This window comes from Methylibium rhizosphaerae (genome assembly GCF_006386545.1).
GTDB classification, from domain to species: Bacteria; Pseudomonadota; Gammaproteobacteria; order Burkholderiales; family Burkholderiaceae_C; genus Pseudorivibacter; species Pseudorivibacter rhizosphaerae.
In genome coordinates this window covers 155,121-176,954 of record NZ_SWAR01000001.1, presented here as the reverse complement: position 1 = coordinate 176,954, position 21,834 = coordinate 155,121, and the positions used below count along the sequence as shown (strand labels likewise).

Genomic DNA, 21,834 nt, shown 5'->3' with positions numbered 1-21,834 from the left:
AGACTTGCTGGCTTGCTGGGCACTGGGCTGCCTCGTAATCTTCGACGCTTATGTCCGCCATCCTCTCAGGTGCCGATTTCCAGGGCTCGCCGCGTCGCGGCGGCGGTGACGACGAAGTTGCGCGCCTGCGCATCCCGCCGCACTCGATCGAGGCCGAGCAGAGCGTGCTGGGAGGCCTGCTGCTCGACAACAGCGCCTGGGACCGTGCCGGCGACCTCGTCACCGAAAGCGACTTCTACCGCCACGACCACCGCCTCATCTTTGCGGCCATCGGCGGCCTGATCAACGCCAGCAAGCCGGCTGACGTGATCACGGTATTCGAGCAACTGCAATCTCTTGGCAAGGCGGAGGAAGTCGGCGGGCTTGCGTACCTGAATTCGCTGGCGCAGAGCGTTCCGAGCGCGGCGAACCTGCGCCGCTATGCCGAGATCGTTCGTGAGCGGGCCATCCTGCGCAAGCTGGTGACGGTGAGCGACGAGATCGCCACCGCCGCGTTCAATCCGCAGGGCCGCCCGGTGCCGCAGATCCTGGACGAGGCCGAAGGCAAGATCTTCAAGATCGGTGAGGAAGGCTCGCGCAGCAAGCAGGGCTTCCAGTCGATGGACAACCTCGTGGTCGACCTGCTCGACCGCGTCACGGAGTTGTACGAAAACGGCGCCGAAGAGGTCACGGGTGTGCGCTCGGGGTTCTTTGATCTCGATCGGATGACCGCCGGTCTGCAGCCTGGCGACCTGATCGTGCTGGCGGCTCGCCCCTCGATGGGTAAGACGGCTTTCGCGCTGAACATTGCCGAGAACGTGGCTGCCAACGAAGGCCTCCCTGCGGTCGTGTTCTCCATGGAAATGGGTGCGGCCCAGCTTGCGTTGCGTATGGTCGGCTCGATGGGGCGCATCGACCAGCAGCACTTGCGGACCGGCAAGCTCAACGACGACGAGTGGGGGCGCCTGAGCGATGCGGTCGAGAAGATGCGTAACGTCAGCCTCTTCATCGACGAGACGCCGGGCCTCAGCCCCAGCGAACTGCGCGCCCGTGCTCGGCGTCAGGCCCGCCAGTGCGGCAAGCTCGGGCTCATCGTGGTGGACTACCTGCAGCTGATGACCGGCTCCGGCGGCGGCAGCGAAGAAAACCGCGCCACCGTGCTGGGCGAGATCTCCCGCGGCCTGAAGGCGCTGGCCAAGGAACTGCAATGCCCGGTGATCGCCCTGTCGCAGCTCAACCGCAGCGTCGAGACACGGACCGACAAGCGGCCGATGATGAGCGACTTGCGGGAGTCCGGCGCCATCGAGCAGGACGCCGACGTGATCATGTTCATCTACCGGGACGAGTACTACAACCGCCCGGACGGGCCCAACCCGACCAAGGAACCGGGCGTGGCAGAGATCATCATTGCCAAGCAGCGTAACGGCCCGGTGGGCACGGTGAAGCTGGCGTTTCTCAAGCCGCTCACCAAGTTCGACAACCTCGCACCCGGATACGACAGCGGCGGCAGCGAGTACTGACGAAGACGAAACGAACAAAGAGAAACGGGGCCCGAGGGCCCCGTTCTCATGCTGGGTGCCTGACGCGCGCGCTTATTCGCGTTCGCCGCCGAAGACGCCCAGCAACGCAAGCAGTGACTGGAACACGTTGTAGATGTCCAGGTAGATCGCCAGCGTGGCCGAGATGTAGTTGGTCTCGCCGCCATCGATCACGCGCTTCAGGTCGTACACCATGAAGGCCGAGAACAGGCCGATCGCCACGACGCTCAGCGTCAGCATCAGCGCCGACGACTGCACGAACACGTTCACCACCCCGGCCACCAGCAGCACGATGGCGCCGATGAACAGGAACTTGCCCATGCCGCTCAGGTCGCGCTTGATGACCGTGGCGAGCGATGCCATGGCGAAGAACACCACTGCCGTGCCGCCGAACGCAGTCATGATCAGCGAGGAGCCGTTCTTGAAGCCCAGGATCACGGCCAGCAGCCGCGAGAGCATGAGGCCCATGAAGAACGTGAAGCCCAGCAGCATCACCACGCCGGTGGACGAGTGCTTCGTCTTCTCGATTGCGAACATGAAACCGAACGCGCCCACGAGGAACACGATCAGGCTCATGCCGTTGCCCATGGCAGCCATGATGCCGGTGCTCACGCCGACCCATGCGCCCAGCACCGTGGGCACCAGGGACAACGCCAGCAGCCAGTAGGTGTTGCGCAGCACCCGATTGCGCTGTTCGGCCAGGGCGCCCGAACCAGCGTAAACGGTTTGCAGAGTCTCGTTCATTGCATCTCCATAGAAGAACGGTCCCGATAGACCGATGTGGCGGATTCTAGTTCCAGCATTGCCGAGGAAAATACCCTCCGGCCTCGCAGCGCTTCCGCCTCCGGCCGGGCGCTGTGGCTTTTTTCTTGTCTGAACTCATTTGACGCCAACATGAACACCAAACCCTCCCTGAGCCTGTCCGACGTGAAGGCAATTGCCGCAGCCGCCGAAGCCGAAGCCCTCAAGAACGCCTGGAATGTGAGCATTGCCATCGTCGATGACGGCGGGCACATGCTGTGGTTCCAGCGCCTGGACGGCGCCGCCCCGATTTCTTCGCTGATTGCGCCCGCCAAGGCGCGCACCGCGGCGCTCGGCCGGCGCGAAAGCAAGGTCTACGAAGAGATCATCAACCAGGGCAGAACGTCCTTCCTCAGCGCTCCGACGCTCGAGGGCATGCTGGAAGGTGGGGTTCCGATCATGGTTTCCGGCCAGTGCGTGGGGGCCGTGGGCGTGAGCGGCGTGAAGTCGCCCGAAGATGCGCAGATTGCTCGAGCCGGCATTGCGGCCGTCGTGGGGGCCTGAAGGCCAAAAAGTGCGTGGCTGAACTCTCCGGTGGTGCCGGAATGTGTGGCTGCGCAAATGGACCGTTCACTGCGTTGCAGTACGGTCCCCCCACGATGATCGGATGCTATTTGGTCAGGATCAGTTTGCCGAGCTTGGTGGCGCGCAGTTGATATAGCGCGCCGTTGTGCTGGATCTGGATCACCTTGCGGCCACGCATGAGCAGGTCGCTGGCGAGGGTGAGTTCCGCAGCGGGCACCTGGGTCTCCACGGCCGCGTGGCCATGAGCACGAGGCGGTTGCGAGTGGGTGGGCAAGGTGATGGTTTTCATGTGCACAGGGTGTGGCCGGAGCCACGCTGAGTCATCGGTGTTTTGACAAGGCCCACCACGTCCCCAGAAGAACGATCAGCAGGCTTGCAAACCATTCCATGGTGAGTCACGCCAGTGCCAGCGCCGGCCCAGTGGGAGCGTTGTGCCGGTGAGCCGGTGCCAGCGCCGAATCGAACACGGCGCGCGCGCAATCGGTGCATCGACCGCAGCAGGTGGAGACGCCCAGCTCCATCTGCAACTCGTCAAAAGTCGCGCAGCCTTGCTGAGCGGTGCGCTCGATATCGCGATTCGAGATGCGGCGGCAGACACAAACAATCATGGCGGCAGGGAAGGTGCGCTGAACTGATTGTCAGTATAAATAAGAATGATTCGCAATACAACGGGTGCAACCCCAAAATCTGCGGGGACTTGGTCACAAGCAGCCACGGAGGGGTCAGCGACGTTGCAACCGCACACCATTGGGCGCTCGGCACCCCCTCTTGAGAGGGGCGCGCATGCGGGAGATGCTCCCTAAAGTCACGCCGTTTCCAGCGTGGGCGGTGTTCGAAGGGAGGAAAAATGCAAGCGAACGATTACCGGCCGTGTAGCAGCACGGAGGACGGTGAATGAGCCGGGTTGTCGAAGTCTCGGCCGCCAGCGGGCGGCCGAATGCCACAGCCGGTGTCTATGGCCGGCGCGTCACCGTATGGTTTCCTCTTGCTCTGTTCAGCCTGGTGCTGGGTGCCTACTGGTGGCGGCGAGGAGGGGACTGGCAGTGGCCGGATCTCGCCTGGTTCTTGGCAGCCGTGCTGCAGATGGTGATTCGCTGGCCGCACGTGCAGCGCAACAGGAGCAATCAGGCGGTGGGTCGGCGCGTAGGCCGTCTGGAGCAATGGCTGATGCTCGTCGTCTTTCTCACTCTGTGCTTCGTGCCCATGGTGTATCTGGCCACTCCATGGTTCGACCACTTCGGCTACACCGTGCCGGCGCCGCTGGCGGTGGGGGCAGCGATGGTCATGGTCTTGTCGCTGTGGCTCTTTCATCTGAGCCACGCGCAACTCGGGCGCAACTGGTCGCCTTCGCTCGAGATACGGCAGGAGCACAGCCTCGTGACGACGGGCGTGTACGCGCGCGTTCGGCACCCGATGTACAGCTCGATCTGGCTGTTTGCGCTCGCGCAGCCGTTCCTCGTTCAGAACTGGCTGGCAGGGGCTTTGGCGGTGCCGGGTTTTGCCTTGCTGTACTTCCTGCGTGTCAACGAGGAAGAGCGCCTGATGCTCGATTCGTTCGGCCAGGAGTACCGAGCCTACATGGCCCGCACGGGGCGGCTATGGCCGCGGCTGGGAGCGGCAGCCTGACGCCGCCGCCCAGGCGGTGACGTCAGGAGGCGGTGTCGCCCATCTGGGACTGCAGGTAGTTCTGCAGTCCCACCTTGCCGAGCACGTCGATCTGCGTTTCCAGGAAGTCGATGTGCTCCTCTGTGTCGTCAAGGATGTCCTGCAGCAGATCGCGTGACACGTAGTCGCGCACCGATTCGCAATAGGCGATGGCGTCCTTCAAAGTGATCTGGGCGGCGCTTTCGAGCTGCAGGTCGCAGTTGAGCAGTTCCGGCACGTCCTCGCCGATCAGCAGTTTGCCGAGGTCCTGCAGGTTCGGCAGGCCGTCAAGCATGAAGATGCGCTCCATCAGGCGATCAGCGTGTTTCATCTCGCCGATCGACTCCTCGTACTCCTTCTTGGCCAGCTTGTCGAAGCCCCAGTGCTTCAGCATGCGGTAGTGCAGGAAGTACTGGTTGGTCGCGGTGAGTTCGTTCTTGAGTTGTGCGTTGAGGTAGTCGATGACCTTGGGGTCGCCTTTCATGGGGCCTCCTAAGTTGTTGTCGCGCGATTATGGAAGTCGCTTCAAACGGTTTCCAGTTGCAGCGCATGTCCACCCTTTGCCGCTCTGGATGCGCATGAGAGGCAGACGCAACAGCGGATACCCAAATCCACCGCGGGCTGCCATCGCCGTCGGGCTATAATCCCGCGGTTTACCTGCAATCATCCCGCCCACGCGAAACTCCAGCCGTTTCCTCCGGACTCACGCTTGAAGAGCAGAGCTGGGCGCGACTCTCGACGGAGATCCCCCGTGCTGCCCGTACTGCCCAAAGCTCTTCTCGCACTCGCAGACGGCACGGTCTTTCAAGGCACCTCGATCGGCGCTGCCGGTCATACGGTCGGTGAAGTGGTGTTCAACACCTCGCTCACCGGCTACCAGGAAATCCTCACCGACCCCAGCTATTGCCGGCAGATCGTCACGCTGACGTATCCGCACATCGGCAACACCGGGGTGAACGAAGAGGACGTGGAGGCTAAGAAAGTCCATGCCGCTGGACTGATCATCAAGGACCTCCCGGTTCTCGAGTCCAACTTCCGCAAGACCCGCACCCTGTCGCAGTACCTGCGCGACGAGAACACCGTTGCCATTGCCGACATCGACACGCGCAGGCTGACACGGGTGCTGCGCACCAATGGCGCTCAGAACGGCTGCATCCTCGCGCTGCCGGCCGGCCGTGACATCACGCCCGAACTCGTGGCCGATGCCGTTGCCAAGGCCAAGGCCGCGCCGAGCATGGCGGGGCTCGACCTGGCCAAGGTCGTGAGCGCCACCGAGCCCTACCTGTGGGACCAGACCGAGTGGAAGCTCATCAACGTCGACGGGCAGCCGGGCTACGGCAGGCAGACGTCGCCGAAGTTCCACGTCGTCGCCTACGACTTCGGCGTCAAGCACAACATCCTGCGCATGCTGGCGCAGCGCGGCTGCCGCGTGACGGTGGTGCCCGCCCAGACCAGTGCGGCCGAGGTGCTGAAGTACAAGCCCGACGGCGTCTTCCTCAGCAATGGTCCTGGTGACCCGGAGCCCTGCGACTACGCCATCGCCGCGACGCGCGAACTCGTCGACACGGGCATCCCGACTTTCGGCATCTGCCTGGGCCATCAGATCCTTGCGCTGTCCTCTGGCGCGAAGACCTTCAAGATGAAGTTCGGCCATCACGGCGCCAATCATCCGGTGAAGGACCTCGACAACGGCCGGGTCAGCATCACCAGCCAGAACCACGGTTTCGCGGTGGACGAGAAGACCCTGCCTGCGAACCTGCGCCCCACGCATGTGTCGTTGTTCGACGGCACGCTGCAGGGCCTCGCGCGCACCGACAAGCCCGCGTTCTGCTTCCAGGGCCACCCTGAAGCATCGCCCGGCCCCCATGACATCGGATACCTCTTCGACCGCTTCGTGGCGTTGATGACGGAGACGAGCAATGCCTAAGCGGACAGACATCAAGAGCATCCTCATCATCGGCGCCGGCCCGATCATCATCGGCCAGGCCTGCGAGTTCGACTATTCCGGCGCACAGGCCTGCAAGGCGTTGCGGCAGGAAGGCTTCAAGGTCATCCTGGTCAACAGCAACCCGGCGACCATCATGACCGACCCCGAGATGGCCGATGTGACCTACATCGAACCCATCACCTGGCAGGTGGTCGAGCGCATCATCGCCAAGGAGCGGCCCGACGCGATCCTTCCCACCATGGGCGGTCAGACCGCGCTCAACTGCGCGCTCGATCTGCACAAGCATGGCGTGCTCGCCAAGTACGGCGTCGAGATGATCGGCGCCAACGAGAAGGCCATCGAGAAGGCCGAGGACCGCCTCAAATTCAAGGAGGCCATGACCAAGATCGGCCTCGATTCCGCCAAGAGCGGCATTGCCCATTCGATGGAAGAGGCCTGGGGTGTCCAGAAGCGCATCGCGGCAGAGATCGGCACCAACGGGTTCCCGGTCGTCATCCGCCCGAGCTTCACGCTGGGCGGCACTGGCGGCGGCATTGCCTACAACCCCCAGGAGTTCGAAGAGATCTGCAAGCGCGGCCTCGACCTGTCGCCGACCAAGGAGCTGCTGATCGAGGAGTCGCTGATCGGCTGGAAGGAGTACGAGATGGAAGTCGTGCGCGACCGCGCCGACAACTGCATCATCGTCTGCTCCATCGAGAACCTCGACCCGATGGGCATCCACACCGGCGACTCGATCACCGTGGCGCCGTCGCAGACGCTCACCGACAAGGAGTACCAGCTGCTGCGCAACGCCTCCATCGCGATCCTGCGCGAGATCGGCGTGGATACCGGCGGGTCCAACGTGCAGTTCTCGATCAACCCGCAGAACGGTCGCATGACCGTGATCGAGATGAACCCGCGTGTGTCGCGCTCGTCTGCGCTCGCGTCCAAGGCCACCGGCTTCCCGATCGCCAAGGTAGCGGCCAAGCTGGCTGTGGGCTACACGCTCGACGAACTGCGCAACGAGATCACCGGCGGTGCGACGCCGGCGTCGTTCGAGCCCAGCATCGACTACGTCGTCACCAAGATCCCGCGTTTCGCGTTCGAGAAGTTCCGTGAAGCGGATCCGCACCTCACCACGCAGATGAAGTCCGTGGGCGAGGTGATGGCGATGGGCCGTACTTTCCAGGAAAGCTTCCAGAAGGCACTGCGCGGCCTGGAAACCGGCATCGACGGCCTGTCCGAGCGCAGCACCGACCGCGAAGAGATCGTCCAGGAGATCGGCGAAGCCGGGCCCGAGCGCATCCTGTTCGTGGCGGACGCGTTCCGCATCGGGATGACGCTGCAGGAAGTCTTCGAGGAAACGGCCATCGACCCGTGGTTCCTGGCGCAGATCGAGCAACTCGTGCAGGTCGAGAAGTCGCTGGCGGGCCGACCGCTGGCGAGCCTGAGTGCCGACGAACTGCGCTTCCTCAAGCGCAAGGGCTTCTCCGACAAGCGCCTCGCCAAGCTGCTCGCCACCAACCAGCATGAGGTGCGCAAGGCGCGCCACGCGATGGGCGTGCGTCCCGTCTACAAGCGGGTGGATACCTGCGCCGCCGAGTTCGCCACTCAGACCGCCTACATGTACTCCACGTACGACGAGGAGTGCGAGGCCGAGCCGAGCGACAAGAAGAAGATCATGGTGCTGGGCGGCGGGCCCAACCGCATCGGCCAGGGCATCGAGTTCGACTACTGCTGCGTCCATGCCGCGCTCGCCATGCGCGAAGACGGCTACGAGACCATCATGGTCAACTGCAACCCCGAGACGGTGTCCACCGACTACGACACCTCCGACCGCCTGTACTTCGAACCGGTGACGCTCGAGGACGTGCTGGAGATCGTGGCCAAGGAAAAGCCGGCCGGCGTGATCGTGCAGTACGGCGGCCAGACGCCGCTGAAGCTCGCGCTCGACCTCGAAGCCAACGGCGTGCCCATCATCGGCACCACGCCCGACAGCATCGACATCGCCGAGGATCGCGAGCGGTTCCAGAAGCTGCTGCACGAGCTGGGGCTCAAGCAGCCGCCCAACCGTACCGCGCGTACCGAAGACCAGGCGCTCGCGCTGGCGCAGGAGATCGGCTACCCGCTGGTGGTTCGCCCGAGCTATGTGCTGGGCGGCCGCGCCATGGAAATCGTGCACGGCGACAAGGACCTCGAGCGCTACATGCGCGAGGCCGTCAAGGTGAGCGAGAAGTCTCCGGTGCTGCTGGACCGCTTCCTCGACGATGCCATCGAGGTCGACGTCGACTGCATCAGCGACGGCGTCGACGTGATGATCGGCGGGATCATGGAACACATCGAGCAGGCCGGCGTCCACTCGGGCGATTCGGCATGTTCGCTCCCGCCGTATTCGCTGTCCGCTTCGCTGCAGGACGAGCTGCGCCGCCAGACCACGCTCATGGCCAAGGCACTCAAGGTCGTGGGTCTCATGAACGTGCAGTTCGCCATCCAGGGTGAGGGCGACGAGGCGGTCGTCTACGTGCTCGAAGTGAACCCGCGCGCCTCGCGCACCGTGCCCTACGTGTCCAAGGCGACCGGCCAGCCGCTGGCAAAGATCGCCGCGCGCTGCATGGCCGGCCAACGCCTGAAAGACCAGAAGAGCCGCAACGGCAAGCCGCCGGCCGAGGTGATTCCGCCTTACTTCAGCATCAAGGAAGCGGTGTTCCCCTTCAACAAGTTCCCGGGCGTCGACCCCATCCTCGGCCCGGAGATGCGCTCCACCGGCGAAGTCATGGGCGCCGGCAAGACCTTCGGCGAGGCCATGCTCAAGAGCCAGCTGGGCGCAGGGTCGCGCCTGCCGAGCAAGGGAACGGTGGTCATCACGGTCAAGAACAGCGACAAGGCACGCGCCGTCAAGGTGGCGTCTGACCTGCACGACCTGGGCTTCAACGTGGTCGCCACCAAGGGCACCGCGGCTGTCATCGCCGAGGCCGGCGTGCCGGTCAAGGTGGTGAACAAGGTGAAGGACGGGCGTCCCCACATCGCCGACATGGTGAAGGCGGGTGAGATCCAGCTCGTGTTCACGACGGTGGACGAGACGCGCACCGCCATCGCGGATTCGCGTTACATCCGCACCGCGGCGCTGGCCAACCGTGTGACCTACTACACGACCATGGCCGGCTGCGAGGCTGCGACCGAGGCGCTCAAGCACCAGGCAGATCTCGTGGTGTATTCCCTGCAGGAACTGCACGCCGAACTGCACTAAACTTTTGCCGTCAAACAACACGGCCGCCGCCGGGGCACTGGTGGCGGCTGGATTTTTTTTGTCTCGAGGATTTTGCTCATGGCCACCATTCCGCTGACCAAACGTGGCGCAGAAAAGCTGAAGGAAGAGCTGCACCGCCTGAAGACCGTGGAACGACACGCCGTCATCGCCGCCATTGCGGAGGCTCGTGCCCAAGGTGACTTGTCAGAAAACGCGGAGTACGAAGCGGCCAAGGACAAGCAGGGCTTCATCGAAGGTCGCATCCTCGAAATCGAAGGCAAGCTGGCCGCGGCCCAGATCATCGACCCGGCCGAGCTGGACGCAGGGGGGCGGGTGGTCTTTGGTGCGACGGTGGATCTCGAAGAGGAGGAGTCCGGCGATGCCGTGACCTACCAGATCGTGGGCGACGACGAGGCGGACTTGAAGCAGGGGCTCATCTCCGTGAGTTCGCCCATTGCCCGAGCAATGATCGGCAAGGAAGCCGGCGATGTGGCCGAGTTCAAGGCGCCCGGCGGCACTCGCCGCTATGAGATCGTCGAGGTGCGCTATCTCTGAGGCGTTGCTGCGGCGGGGCCGCGTGCTGCTGCCCGGCCTGTGGGCCGGCATGCTGCTCTGCCTGGGCACCTTGGCGACGCCAGCACCCTTTGCCTTGTTGTCGCGCGAAGAAGCCGGACGGGTTGCGGGGCGCATGCTGGCGGGCGAAGCCTATGCCAGCCTGGTGCTGGCTGTGGTGTTCGTGCTGCTTGAGCGGCGTCTGCGAGGCGCCATGAGGCCGGGTGCCGAGATGCTCCTGGCCCTGGGTGCGTTGTTCTGTACCGTCGCGGGCTACTTTGCGGTGCTGCCCATGATGGACGCAGCGCGTGCCGGGCAGGGGCCGTGGTCGTTTGGCATGCTGCACGCCGTGTCGAGCAGCTTCTTCGTGCTCAAGGGTGTGCTGGTGCTCGTGCTGGCATGGCGTGTTGCGTCGCCAGCACGTTGAGCTGGCTCGTCAGCCTGGGAGGCCGCGCTTCTTGACGCTCGTGGTGCGCTTCTTTGCACGCTTGACCGTGCCGCCGGCGGTGAGCCGCTGGTTGCCCAGCACGGTGAGCTTCTTGACCTGCGCCCGGTGGGAGCCGCTCTTGGAGAACTTCAGGATCTTCACCACCTTCGGCCCGGGGCGCCGGTCTTCCGGCTCGGCCTTGGGTTTCTCGGGCTGCGGCCGCCACAGCACAAGCAGCTTGCCGATGTGCTGCACCGGGGCGGCGTCGAGCTGGTCGCACAGGGCCGCCATGATTTCCTCGCGGGTCGCGCGTTCATCGGCGAAAACCCGCACCTTGATCAGGCCGTGGGCTTTGAGCGCGGCATCGGTTTCCTTCACGACGGCCGGCGTCAGGCCGTCGCCGCCGACCATCACGACGGGGTCGAGATGGTGAGCTTCAGACCGATGCGCCTTGCGCTCGGCCGGGGTCAGTTGAATGGCTGGCATCTGCGTATTATCTCTGCGGCCGTCACGCGAACCTTCCAGGCTTCTCGGCCGGGCACCGCTGCACCATGAAAATCAAGACAAAAAGCAAGAAGGTCAACAAGGCGTGGTTGCATGACCACATGACCGACCCCTACGTGAAGCTGGCCCAGAAGGAGGGCTATCGCGCGCGCGCGGCATACAAGCTGAAGGAAATCGACGAAGAGCTCAAGCTGCTTCGGCCCGGCCAGCTGGTGGTGGACCTGGGGGCCACACCGGGGGCCTGGAGCCAGTATGTGCGGCGCAAGTTCGCCCCCAAGCAGGCCGGGGTCGGCGGCGCAGCGGTGGGTGCGCTCGACGGCACGATCATCGCTCTCGACATCCTGGATTTCGAACCGATCGAAGGTGTGACCTTCATCCAGGGTGATTTCCGCGAGGATGCGGTTCTGGCCCAGCTGAAAGAGGCCGTGGCCGGCCGGCCGGTGGACGTGGTCATCTCCGACATGGCGCCTAATTTGTCAGGCATCGAATCTGCAGATTCCGCCCGGATCGCGCATCTGGTCGAACTGGCGGTTGAGTTTTCGCAAAGCCATCTGCAGTCCGAGGGAGCCCTGGTCTGCAAGGTATTTCACGGCAGCGGCTACAGCCAGCTGGTGGAGCTGTTCAAGAAGACCTTCCGGGTGGTCAAGCCGATCAAGCCAAAGGCGTCACGAGACAAATCTTCGGAAACCTTTTTGGTCGGGATCGGACTCAAGAAGGCATGAATCAGGTCGATACGTTCCAAACGCCTGCCTGTTCAATTGGCTGCGATAGTGCGTGGAAACCGATGAAAGCGCCCGGGGTTGACTGCACTAGAATCAGCCCCACCTACCGCGATGGTTCGGGCACCCTCGCCGCCAGGGGAAAGCCCGCTGATTGGATTGAATGAAGGAGCCGCGGTGAACAATCAATGGTTCTCGAAGGTCGCTGTCTGGCTGGTGATCGCACTCGTGCTTTTCACCGTGTTCAAGCAGTTCGATCGCACATCGACCGCGGGCAGCCAGATCGGCTATTCCGACTTCCTCGAGGAAGTGCGGGCCAAGCGCATCAAGCAGGTCACGCTTCAAGAAGGCGGCGGCGGTACCGACATCAAGGCCATCACGACGGACGACAAGGTCATCCGCACCACCGCGACGTATCTCGACCGTGGTCTCGTCGGCGACCTCATCAACAACGGCATCAAGTTCGACGTCAAGCCGCGCGAGGAGCCGTCCATCCTGATGAGCATCCTCATCAGCTGGGGCCCGATGCTGCTGCTCATCGGCGTGTGGATCTACTTTATGCGGCAGATGCAAGGCGGCGGCAAGGGCGGCGCCTTCAGCTTCGGTAAGAGCCGGGCGCGCATGCTCGACGAGAGCAACAACTCCATCACCTTTGCCGACGTCGCTGGTTGCGACGAGGCCAAGGAAGAGGTGAAGGAGCTGGTCGAATTCCTGAAGGACCCGCAGAAGTTCCAGAAGCTGGGCGGCCGCATCCCCCGCGGCGTGCTGATGGTCGGCCCTCCGGGTACCGGCAAGACGCTGCTGGCCAAGGCCATTGCCGGCGAGGCCAAGGTCCCGTTCTTCTCGATCTCCGGTTCTGACTTCGTTGAAATGTTCGTTGGCGTGGGCGCGGCCCGCGTGCGCGACATGTTCGAGCAGGCCAAGAAGAACGCGCCTTGCATCATCTTCGTAGACGAAATCGACGCTGTCGGTCGCCATCGCGGTGCTGGCCTGGGCGGCGGCAACGACGAGCGCGAGCAGACCCTCAACCAGATGCTGGTCGAGATGGACGGCTTCGAGACCAACCTGGGTGTCATCGTGATGGCCGCGACCAACCGGCCAGACATCCTGGACCCGGCGCTGCTGCGTCCCGGCCGTTTCGATCGCCAGGTCTATGTGACGCTGCCCGACGTGCGCGGCCGCGAGCAGATCCTGAACGTGCACATGCGCAAGGTGCCGATCGGCCAGGACATCCGTGCCGACATCCTGGCGCGCGGCACGCCGGGCTTCTCGGGCGCCGACCTCGCGAACCTGGTCAACGAGGCGGCCCTGTTCGCTGCCCGTCGCAATGCCCGTGTGGTCGAGATGACCGACTTCGAGAAGGCCAAGGACAAGATCCTGATGGGCCCCGAGCGCAAGTCCATGGTCATGCCGGAAGAAGAGCGCCGCAACACTGCGTATCACGAAGCCGGTCATGCGCTGGTGGCTCGCCTGCTGCCCAAGACCGACCCGGTGCACAAGGTCACCATCATCCCGCGCGGCCGTGCGCTGGGCGTGACGATGCAGCTGCCCGAGGGCGACCGCTACAGCATGGACAAGGAGCGCATGCTCAATACCATCGCGGTGCTGTTCGGCGGGCGCATCGCCGAGGAGGTGTTCATGAACCAGATGACCACCGGCGCCAGCAACGACTTCGAACGCGCGACCAACATCGCCCGCGACATGGTCACGCGCTACGGCATGACCGACGAGCTGGGCCCGATGGTCTACGCCGAAAACGAAGGCGAGGTGTTCCTGGGACGGTCGATCACCAAGCAGGTCAACGTCTCGGAAGAGACGATGCAGAAGGTCGACAAGCAGATCCGCAAGATCATCGACGAGCAGTACGCCAACGCGCGCCAGCTGATCGAAGACAACAAGGACAAGATGCATGCGATGGCGCAGGCGCTGCTCGAATGGGAAACCATCGACGCCGAGCAGATCGACGACATCATGAACGGCAAGCCGCCGCGTCCGCCGAAGGACTGGACGCCTTCGAACACGAAGAGCAGCGGTGGCGGCGCAACGCCTTCCGTCAACTCCGACAACGCGCCGGCCGCCGCCTGAGCGGCGCCAGCAGCCCCGCAAGACGCGCCTCCGGCGCGTTTTGCTTTTCTGGTGCAGGAAGAAATGTTCTGGCAGACCACGCGCTTTCGCATCGATCTGAGCAGGCCCCGCATCATGGGGATCGTCAACGTGACGCCCGACTCCTTCTCCGACGGCGGGCGCCACGGGCAGGCGCAGGCGGCCATACGCCACTGTGACCTGCTGCTGCGCGAAGGGGCTGACATCCTCGATGTGGGCGGCGAATCCAGCCGCCCGGGGGCTGACCCGGTGCCGCTCGATGAGGAGCTGCGCCGGGTGCTCCCCGTGCTCGAGGCCGCCGCGAAGCTGGGTGTGCCGGTTTCCGTGGACACCTACAAGACCGAGGTCATGCGTGCGGCGCTCGACCTGGGTGTGGACATCGTGAACGACATCAACGCGCTGCGCGCGCCCGGTGCTGCCGAAGCGGTGTCGGCACATCCGGCCTGCGGCGTGTGCCTGATGCACATGCGAGGCGAGCCCAAGTCCATGCAAGCTGGGGACCCGGCCTATGCAGACGTCGTTGACGAGGTGAAGCGCTTCCTGCACGAGCGGGCCCAGGTGTTGCGCACGGCCGGCGTGGCCGCCGCGCGCATCGCGCTCGACCCGGGCATCGGATTCGGCAAGACGGTGGCGCACAACTTCGCGCTGCTGGCGCGCCAGCATGAGCTGCTGGCGCTGGGCTATCCGGTGCTCGCCGGCTGGTCACGCAAGTCTTCGCTGGGTGCGGTGAGCGGCAAGCCGGTGGGCGACCGCTTGATCGCCAGCGTTGCCGCGGCGCTGGCGGCGGCACAGCAGGGCGCTCGTGTCCTGCGGGTGCATGACGTGGCGGCGACCCGCGAGGCCCTCCAGGTGTGGGAGGCCGCCGGCCTGCCCACCTGAACGAGGGACTTCGCCCCCGCGGGCCGGAGGCAAAATCGCGCCCCATGAGCAGACAGTATTTCGGCACCGACGGCATCCGCGGCACCGTCGGGCAAAGCCCCATCACGCCGGACTTCGTGCTGCGCCTCGGCCATGCGGTGGGGCGCGTCCTCAAGCGCACCGAGGCCCGGCCCACCGTGCTGATCGGCAAGGATCCGCGCATCTCCGGCTACATGCTGGAGTCCGCCCTCGAGGCAGGTTTCGCCTCGGCAGGCGTGGCGGTCACGCTGACCGGCCCGCTGCCCACGCCCGGCGTCGCCTATCTCACCCGGGCGCTGCGCATGAATCTCGGCGTCGTGATCAGCGCCTCGCACAACCCTTTCCATGACAACGGCATCAAGTTCTTCTCGGCCAAGGGCGAAAAGCTGCCGGACGAGTGGGAGCAGGACGTCGAAGCGGCGCTGGCTGAGCCCCCGCAGTGGGTCGACTCCATGGGCCTGGGCAAGGCCCGCCGGCTGGACGACGCCCAGGGCCGCTACGTCGAGTTCTGCAAGAGCACCTTCTCCGGCGACCTGTCGCTCAAGGGCCTGAAGATCGTGGTCGACGGCGCCAACGGTGCCGCCTACCAGGTGGCGCCCAGCGTCTTCCACGAGCTTGGCGCCGAGGTGGTGGCCATCGGCTGCAGCCCCAACGGCCTGAACATCAATGACGGCGTGGGCGCCACCCACCCCGAAACCCTGCAGCGCGAGGTGCTGGCACAGGGGGCCGACTACGGGGTTGCGCTCGACGGCGATGCCGACCGACTGCAACTGATCGACCGCGACGGCCGGCTCTACAACGGTGACGAACTGCTGTACCTCATGGTGGTCGACCGCCTGTCGCAGGGCCTGCGCGTACCCGGCGCGGTCGGCACGCTCATGACCAACATGGCGGTGGAGCTGGCGCTGAAGGCGCGCGACGTCGAGTTCGTGCGGGCCAAGGTGGGCGACCGCTATGTGCTCGAGGAACTGGTGGCGCGCGGCTGGGAGCTCGGCGGCGAAGGTTCCGGCCACCTGCTCGTGCTCGACAAGCACACCACCGGCGACGGCATCGTGAGCGCACTGCAGGTGCTGCAGGCCGCCCAGCGCACCGGCCGCTCGCTGTCGCAGCTGCTGGACGGCGTGAGCCTGTTCCCGCAGAAGCTCATCAACGTGCGGCTGCAGCCTGGTCAGGACTGGAAGAACAACCAGAAGCTGGCAGCCGAGCAGCAGGCCGTGTCTTCGGAGCTGATCGGCCGCGGCCGCGTGCTGATCCGCCCGTCCGGCACCGAGCCGTTGCTGCGTGTGATGGTCGAAGCCTCGGACGCCGCATTGGCGGAGCGTTGCGCGCAGCGCCTTGTCGCTGCCGTCACGGCGGGGTGAAACCGCAGTCGCTCCGGGGCGGGTAGGCTCAGCTTCGAGCTGCCCGCTGCTCCTGCCGGTAACTCTCGATCCAGGCAGGCACCGCCTGCGCCGGCATGGGAGCGGCGATGCCGTAGCCCTGGCCGATCTCGCAGCCGATCTCGACCAGCCGCTGGGCCTGTTCGACTGACTCCACGCCTTCGGCGACGATGCTGCAGCCGAAGGTGCGCGACAGGCCGATCACGCCCTGCACGATCGCGAGATCTTCTGCATCGCCCAGCATGTTGTGAATGAACGAGCGGTCGATCTTCAGCACGTCGACCGGCAGGCGCTTCAGGTAGGTGAGCGGCGAATAGCCGGTGCCGAAGTCGTCGAGCGCGAAGCGCACACCGAGCGAGCGGCATTGCTCCATCACGCCGCAGGTGAACGCCACGTCGGCCAGCGCCGTGGTTTCGAGCACCTCCAGCGTCAGCCGGCGCGCCAGGGGCGGCGGCCGGCGGCCGAGCAGCTCGCCCAGACGCTGGGCGAAACGCGGGTCCTGCAGGTGCCGGCCGGTGATGTTGACGCTGACCGAAACCTCCAACCCCTGGCGCTGCCAGGCCGCCAGCTGGTCGATGGCCTGGCGCAGCACCCAGTCGCCGAGCTTCACCGCAAACTCGGCCGGCTCGACGAGCGGCAGGAAGTCCCCGGGCGGCAGCAGCCCGTGTTGCGGGTGTCGCCAGCGCAGCAGCGCCTCCACGCCCAGCACCTGGCCGCGCTTCATGTCCACCTTGGGCTGGTAGTGCAGGACCAGTTCGTCCGCAGCCAGCGCCGCCTCGATGCGCTCGACTGCTTCGCGCTGGGCCGTGGCTTCCCGCGCGCTTTCCGGGTCGAAGAACTGCACCCGTCCGCGGCCGGCCTGCTTGGCGATGTACATCGCATGGTCGGCATGGCGCAGCAGCGTGTCGGCATCGGCCCGGTCTGTCGGGTAGACGGTGGCGCCGATGCTCGCGGTGAGGTGCCGCGCCGCGCGCCCCAGCACATAGGGCCGCGACACGACCTCCAGCACCCGGTCGAGTGCCATGCGCGCCTCTTCGGCCGAGCGTGCGCGCAACAGCAGCACGAATTCGTCGCCGCCCAGCCGTGCGACGGTGTCGCCGCCGCGCACTGCAGCCAGCAGGCGTGAGGCCAGTTCGCGCAGCAGCCGGTCGCCGGCCTGGTGGCCGAGCTGGTCATTGATGGGCTTGAAGTGGTCCAGGTCCAGGTAGCACACCGCCAGCAGGTGCCCCTCGCGGTCGGCCTGGGCCAGCGCTTCGCGCAGCAGCTGCGCGAGGTAGCCGCGGTTGGGCAGCTGGGTCAGCGTGTCGAAGCGGGCCTGCTGCTCCAGTTGCGCGCGGTGGCGGCGTGCCTGGGTGATGTCGGACACCACCAGCACGTGGTGGCTGATCTGGCCGTCGCCGCCCCGCACAGACGAGATCGTGACCTGCTGCGGATACGTTTCGCCGCTCTTGCGCTGGTCGAGGGTCTCGCCGCGCCAGGTGCCCTGGGTCTTCAGGCTGGCCCACATCGGCGCACGCACCGCCACCTGTTCGGCCGACGGCGGCTGCAGCAGTGCCGGGACTGTGCCGATGAGCTCGCCTCGACCGTATCCGCTCATGCGCAGGTAGGCCGGGTTCACGTGCAGGATGCGGTGCTCGGCATCGGTGATCAGCAGCCCTTCATGCAGGTGCTCGAAGAGGCTGGCGGCCAGCCGCCAGCGTTCTTCGGCCGCATGCCGCTCGCTCACGTCGCTGGCCGCTCCGACGAAACGCAGCGGCACGCCGTGCTCGTCGCGTTCGACGACGTGGCCCTGCACCTCGAACCATTTCCAGGAGCCGTCCTTGCAGCGCATGCGGTACTCGGTGCGGACCGCCGGCGCCAGGCCGCTGGCATGGCGCTGCAACGCGTCGTTCAGGCGCGGGCGGTCTTCCGGGTGCAGGCGTGAGGTCCATTCGCCATAGGTGTCGGTGATCTCTTCGGGCTGGTAGCCCAGCAGGGCCTTCAGGCGGCGCGAAAAGAACATCCGGCCGCTGCGCATGTCCCAGTCGCCCACGCCGGTGTTGGAGCCGTCCAGCGCGAGCTGCCAGCGCTCCTCGCTGGCGGCCAGCTCCGACACCAGCGCGGTGACCAGCACCGTGATGACGCTCAGCGTCGTGACATAGCCCCACACGAGCGCGAGGCTCTGGTGCACGTCCCCGGTATAGAAGGGCCCCAGTCCGCGCGAGGTGCCCCACGCTGCACAGGCTGTCACTGCGAGGGCGGTGAACGAGGCTGCGCACACGCCGGCGCGCAGCGCCAGCCAGCACAGCAGGAGGTGCGGCATGAAGACCAGCGGCGACAGGCCCGCGCCTCCCTGGCCGGCAGGGGCCAGCAGCGCAGCGGCGCCGCACGCGACCGTCGCCGCGGCGAGGCACAAGGTGCCCGCCGTCTTGCCGGGCCGGACGCTGCGGCGCAGGGCCGGGCCGTCGAAGGTGAGCAGCGGCACCCCGGCGGTCAGGGCGCCCACGATGTCGCCCAGCCACCAGAAGGGCCAGGCGCGCGTCACGCCGTCCCAGGGCAGCACGCCCGCCAATGCCAGCGCCAGCACGCCGCAGGTGGCGGTCAGCGCGAGCCCTGCGCCGGCTGCCAGCACGTAGAGCAGCACGTCCCGGCGGCGATCGAGTGCGCAATGGAACCCCAGCCTCTGCAGGGCAAAGGCGGCCGCCAGCGGCCCCAGGGTGTTGCCCGCGGCGATGGCCAGGCTCAGGCCGGGCGGCGAGCCGACCTGCAGCGCCACGCAGGCCGCTCCCAGGGCCACGCCGGGGGCCATGCCCGGCCCCCAGCGCAGCAGCGCGGCCAGCGCGATGCCGGCCGGCGGCCAGATCAGCGAGATGTGCGAGCCGATGTAGGGCAGGGCCAGGCCCAGGCGGCCGGTGAGGTAGTAGGCCAGCACCACGACGCACACACGCAGTGCCCAACGCAGGATGTTCGGTGCGCGGCCTGTGTTGTCGCTGCGGGCAAGGGTGAGGCTGTTCATCGGCGCCTGCGACTTTAAACGGTGTCGTTGGCCTTGCCCCTGCGCAGCCTCCTAGGGCATGCCCCGCGTTCGAGTGGTTGCCACGCGGGGCACAATCCAGCGCCACCGCGTTGCCTCACGAGGGCGGCGCCCTCAAGTTGGAGAGTTCATGCGATTCCCCCGTGCCTCGTCGGCCGCCTGCGTCATGGCGGCCGCATTGCTGCCGCTGGCCTTTGCCTCCCGTGCCGGCGCCGCCGACCTCCCCGGTCCGCGCTTCCCGCAGTACAGCGACGAAGCCCAGGTGCAGGCCGCCTGTGATGCCGGCCTGAAGGGCGCCCGCAGCCGCGTGGCGCAGCTCGAAAGGCGCTCGCCGAAGGCGCGCTGGCTGGCCGGCTACGACGACCTCAATGCCTACAACGAAGACGCGGCCGGGCCGTTCTATCTGCTGGTGAATGTGCACCCTGAAAAGGCAGTGCGCGACGCCGCCCAGGCGTGCACCCTGCGGTGGCAGGACTTCTTCTCGACGCTGGCGCAAAACGAGAAGCTCTATCGCGCAAGCCAGAAGGTGCGCGCCGGCGACGCGGTCGACCGGCTGTTCCTGCGAGACATCCGAGAGGGCTTCGAAGACGCCGGCATCGGCCTGCCCAAGGTGCAGCGCGACCGTGCCAAGCAGATCGTCGATCGCATCACCGACCTCGGCCAGCAGTTCGATCGCAACATCCGCGAAGACGGCACCCGCGTCGCGTTTTCCGCCGACGAGCTGAAGGGCGTGCCCGAGAGCGTCTGGAATGAGGCCAAGCGCGACGATGCCGGCAACTACCTGCTGGGACTGGACTACCCCACCTACCTGCCGGTGCTGCAGCGCGCCGAGAACGCCGCCACCCGCGAACGCATCTGGCGGGCCAAGACCAACGAAGGCGGCGATGCCAACCTGAAGCTGCTCGACGAGATTGCCAAGCTGCGGCTCGAGTACGCGAAGCTGTTCGGCTTCAAGAGCTATGCCGACTTCCTGCTGCGCCGTCGCATGGCCGGCAGTGCGAAGAAGGTCGATGCCTTCCTGGCCGACGTGAAGCAGGCCGTCACCGCCGGCGAAACCCGTGACCTGGCCGAACTGCGCGAGGCCAAGGCCAGGCACCTGGGGCAGAGCGCCGACGCCACGAAGCTCGATCGCTGGGACGTGCCGTTCTACACCGAACGGGTGCGCAAGGAGCGCTACACCGTCGACCAGGAGGCGTTCCGTCCCTACTTCCCGCCGCAGGAGAGTCTGCAGTTCGTGCTGAAGCTGGCCGAGAAGCTGCTGGGCGTCACCTACACCCGGGTGCAGCCGCCGCAGCCGCTGTGGCACCCGGAAGTGCAGGCCTATGCCGCCACCGACACGAAGACCGGCAAGCCTGTCGCCACGCTCTACGTCGACCTCTACCCGCGCGACAACAAGTACAACCATGCCGCCGTGTGGAGCTTCCGCAATGGCGCCACCCGGGTGCATCGGGTGCCGCAGGCGGCGCTGGTGGTCAACTTCGACCGCAAGGGCCTGACGCTGGAGGAGCTGGAAACGCTGCTGCACGAGCTCGGCCACGCGCTGCACAACAACCTGTCGTTCACCCGCTATTCGTCGCAGGGCGGCACCAGCGTGCTCCGCGACTTCGTCGAGGCGCCGTCGCAGATGCTGGAGGACTGGGTCTATGACAAGCAGGTGCTGAAGCTGTTTGCCGAGGTGTGCGCCAGCTGCAAGCCGGTGCCCGACGACATGATCGACAAGGCGGTGGCCGCGCGCGACTACGGCAAGGGCAACTTCTACGCGCGCCAGCACCTCTACGGCAGCTTCGACATCGCGCTGCATGGGCCCGACGCACCCGAGCCGATGGGCTTGTGGGCCCGCATGGAAGGCGCCACGCCGCTCGGGCATGTGCCCGGCACCAGGTTCCCGGCGGGTTTCAGCCACGTGGCCGGCGGTTATGCGGCGGGCTACTACGGCTACCTCTGGAGCCTGGTCATCGCGATGGACCTTCGAACCGCCTTTTCGGCCAACAAACTCGATGCCGAGATCGGCAGGCGTTATCGCGACACGGTATTGGCCAATGGCGGCCAGCGCACCCCCGACGATTTGCTGCGGGAGTTCCTCGCACGCGAAACGAATTCCAGGGCGTTCTACGAGTTCCTGCGGCGCTGACGCTGCGCGCTGTTTGCACCAACGAAAAAGCCGCCCCGTCGGGCGGCTTTTCTTTGGCCTGGCTCGGGTATTCAGATCGCCAGGTCTTCGAGTTTCCGGCCGGAGGCCAATGCCTCCTTGATCCACTTGGGTTGCAAGCCGCGGCCGGTCCAGGTTTCGCCGGTGGCGGAGTTGCGGTATTTCGGCGCCACCTTGCGGCCTTCGACGGAGCCCGCCCTGGCGGGCTTGCCGGGCCCCTTGGTGCCCAGGTCGGCCAGGGTGAGGCCGTGCTGCGACATGAGGTTCCTGATCTGTGCGATCACTTCGGCACGTTCGGCCTTGCGGGCTTCCTCGAGTTGTTTTTCAAGGGCAGCCTGCTGCTTTTCGAGGGCGGCTTTCTGGGCGAGCAAATCCTGATAAGTGGCCATGCGGAAATCCTCTTGTGTGGGAAAGGAGCCCGCGCATTCTA

The 21,834-nt window shown here is 65.8% G+C and carries 19 protein-coding genes; 12 read left to right on the top strand and 7 right to left on the bottom strand.

Annotation, left to right across the window (positions count from 1 at the left end):
* The first annotated feature begins 50 nt into the window (after positions 1 to 50).
* Positions 51 to 1,499: a replicative DNA helicase gene (gene dnaB, locus E8D38_RS00715; RefSeq protein WP_140625795.1), complete on the top strand. Its 1,449-nt coding sequence runs from the start codon at positions 51 to 53 to the stop codon at positions 1,497 to 1,499.
* Positions 1,500 to 1,571: 72 nt separating this feature from the next.
* Here dnaB and E8D38_RS00710 read toward each other — a convergent pair whose 3' ends face one another.
* The gene (locus E8D38_RS00710; protein ID WP_140625794.1) at positions 1,572 to 2,261 is read right to left on the bottom strand and encodes a Bax inhibitor-1/YccA family protein; all 690 of its coding nucleotides are present in this window, start codon (positions 2,259 to 2,261) and stop codon (positions 1,572 to 1,574) included.
* A gap of 150 nt (positions 2,262 to 2,411) precedes the next feature.
* Here E8D38_RS00710 and E8D38_RS00705 point away from each other — a divergent pair, with 150 nt between their 5' ends.
* Positions 2,412 to 2,822: a GlcG/HbpS family heme-binding protein gene (locus E8D38_RS00705; RefSeq protein ID WP_140625912.1), complete on the top strand. Its 411-nt coding sequence runs from the start codon at positions 2,412 to 2,414 to the stop codon at positions 2,820 to 2,822.
* A 106-nt stretch (positions 2,823 to 2,928) separates the two neighbouring features.
* Here the strand turns inward: E8D38_RS00705 and hemP are convergent, their stop codons facing one another.
* Positions 2,929 to 3,132 (bottom strand): hemin uptake protein HemP, encoded by a 204-nt coding sequence (gene hemP, locus E8D38_RS00700; protein WP_140625793.1) that lies wholly within the window; start codon positions 3,130 to 3,132, stop codon positions 2,929 to 2,931.
* 106 nt (positions 3,133 to 3,238) lie between these two features.
* The gene (locus E8D38_RS00695; protein ID WP_140625792.1) at positions 3,239 to 3,451 is read right to left on the bottom strand and encodes a (2Fe-2S)-binding protein; all 213 of its coding nucleotides are present in this window, start codon (positions 3,449 to 3,451) and stop codon (positions 3,239 to 3,241) included.
* A 286-nt stretch (positions 3,452 to 3,737) separates the two neighbouring features.
* Here E8D38_RS00695 and E8D38_RS00690 point away from each other — a divergent pair, with 286 nt between their 5' ends.
* Entirely contained in the window at positions 3,738 to 4,469 is a 732-nt protein-coding gene (locus E8D38_RS00690) for a protein-S-isoprenylcysteine O-methyltransferase (protein ID WP_219851600.1), read from the top strand.
* Between the two features lie 22 nt (positions 4,470 to 4,491).
* Here E8D38_RS00690 and bfr read toward each other — a convergent pair whose 3' ends face one another.
* Complete coding sequence (gene bfr, locus E8D38_RS00685) at positions 4,492 to 4,971, bottom strand: bacterioferritin (protein ID WP_140625791.1); 480 nt, start codon at positions 4,969 to 4,971, stop codon at positions 4,492 to 4,494.
* A 267-nt stretch (positions 4,972 to 5,238) separates the two neighbouring features.
* Between bfr and carA the strand changes: the two genes are divergently transcribed.
* The 4 genes from carA to E8D38_RS00665 all read left to right on the top strand — a co-directional run bounded on the left by carA (position 5,239) and on the right by E8D38_RS00665 (position 10,640).
* Positions 5,239 to 6,414 carry a glutamine-hydrolyzing carbamoyl-phosphate synthase small subunit gene (carA, locus tag E8D38_RS00680; protein ID WP_140625790.1) on the top strand — a complete coding sequence of 392 codons (1,176 nt, stop codon included), beginning with the start codon at positions 5,239 to 5,241 and terminating at the stop codon, positions 6,412 to 6,414.
* On the top strand, positions 6,407 to 9,661 hold the full coding sequence (gene carB / locus E8D38_RS00675) for a carbamoyl-phosphate synthase large subunit (RefSeq protein ID WP_140625789.1): 3,255 nt from the start codon (positions 6,407 to 6,409) through the stop codon (positions 9,659 to 9,661). The genes carA and carB overlap by 8 nt, the downstream gene beginning before the upstream one ends.
* A gap of 78 nt (positions 9,662 to 9,739) precedes the next feature.
* A complete protein-coding gene (gene greA, locus E8D38_RS00670) occupies positions 9,740 to 10,216 on the top strand; it encodes a transcription elongation factor GreA (RefSeq protein ID WP_140625788.1) in 477 nt (158 codons plus the stop codon).
* A 22-nt stretch (positions 10,217 to 10,238) separates the two neighbouring features.
* Entirely contained in the window at positions 10,239 to 10,640 is a 402-nt protein-coding gene (locus E8D38_RS00665; protein ID WP_342779504.1) for a DUF4149 domain-containing protein, read from the top strand.
* 9 nt (positions 10,641 to 10,649) lie between these two features.
* Here E8D38_RS00665 and E8D38_RS00660 read toward each other — a convergent pair whose 3' ends face one another.
* Positions 10,650 to 11,126 carry a YhbY family RNA-binding protein gene (locus E8D38_RS00660; RefSeq protein WP_140625786.1) on the bottom strand — a complete coding sequence of 159 codons (477 nt, stop codon included), beginning with the start codon at positions 11,124 to 11,126 and terminating at the stop codon, positions 10,650 to 10,652.
* Between the two features lie 65 nt (positions 11,127 to 11,191).
* Between E8D38_RS00660 and E8D38_RS00655 the strand changes: the two genes are divergently transcribed.
* The 4 genes from E8D38_RS00655 (at position 11,192) to glmM (ending at position 16,224) form a co-directional block, all read left to right on the top strand.
* On the top strand, positions 11,192 to 11,866 hold the full coding sequence (locus tag E8D38_RS00655) for an RlmE family RNA methyltransferase (RefSeq protein ID WP_140625785.1): 675 nt from the start codon (positions 11,192 to 11,194) through the stop codon (positions 11,864 to 11,866).
* A 174-nt stretch (positions 11,867 to 12,040) separates the two neighbouring features.
* On the top strand, positions 12,041 to 13,948 hold the full coding sequence (gene ftsH, locus E8D38_RS00650; RefSeq protein WP_140625784.1) for an ATP-dependent zinc metalloprotease FtsH: 1,908 nt from the start codon (positions 12,041 to 12,043) through the stop codon (positions 13,946 to 13,948).
* A gap of 63 nt (positions 13,949 to 14,011) precedes the next feature.
* Positions 14,012 to 14,845, top strand: a complete 834-nt coding sequence (gene folP / locus E8D38_RS00645) for a dihydropteroate synthase (protein WP_140625783.1) — start codon at positions 14,012 to 14,014, stop codon at positions 14,843 to 14,845.
* Between the two features lie 44 nt (positions 14,846 to 14,889).
* Entirely contained in the window at positions 14,890 to 16,224 is a 1,335-nt protein-coding gene (gene glmM / locus E8D38_RS00640) for a phosphoglucosamine mutase (RefSeq protein WP_140625782.1), read from the top strand.
* Positions 16,225 to 16,252: 28 nt separating this feature from the next.
* On the opposite strand, the gene E8D38_RS00635 is transcribed toward glmM, so the two are convergent.
* The gene (locus tag E8D38_RS00635; protein ID WP_140625781.1) at positions 16,253 to 19,237 is read right to left on the bottom strand and encodes a bifunctional diguanylate cyclase/phosphodiesterase; all 2,985 of its coding nucleotides are present in this window, start codon (positions 19,235 to 19,237) and stop codon (positions 16,253 to 16,255) included.
* Positions 19,238 to 19,385: 148 nt separating this feature from the next.
* Here E8D38_RS00635 and E8D38_RS00630 point away from each other — a divergent pair, with 148 nt between their 5' ends.
* A complete protein-coding gene (locus E8D38_RS00630) occupies positions 19,386 to 21,386 on the top strand; it encodes a M3 family metallopeptidase (protein WP_246099287.1) in 2,001 nt (666 codons plus the stop codon).
* Between the two features lie 71 nt (positions 21,387 to 21,457).
* On the opposite strand, the gene E8D38_RS00625 is transcribed toward E8D38_RS00630, so the two are convergent.
* Positions 21,458 to 21,793, bottom strand: coding sequence for an H-NS histone family protein (locus tag E8D38_RS00625; RefSeq protein WP_140625780.1), 336 nt, complete (start codon positions 21,791 to 21,793; stop codon positions 21,458 to 21,460).
* Positions 21,794 to 21,834 lie beyond the last annotated feature (41 nt).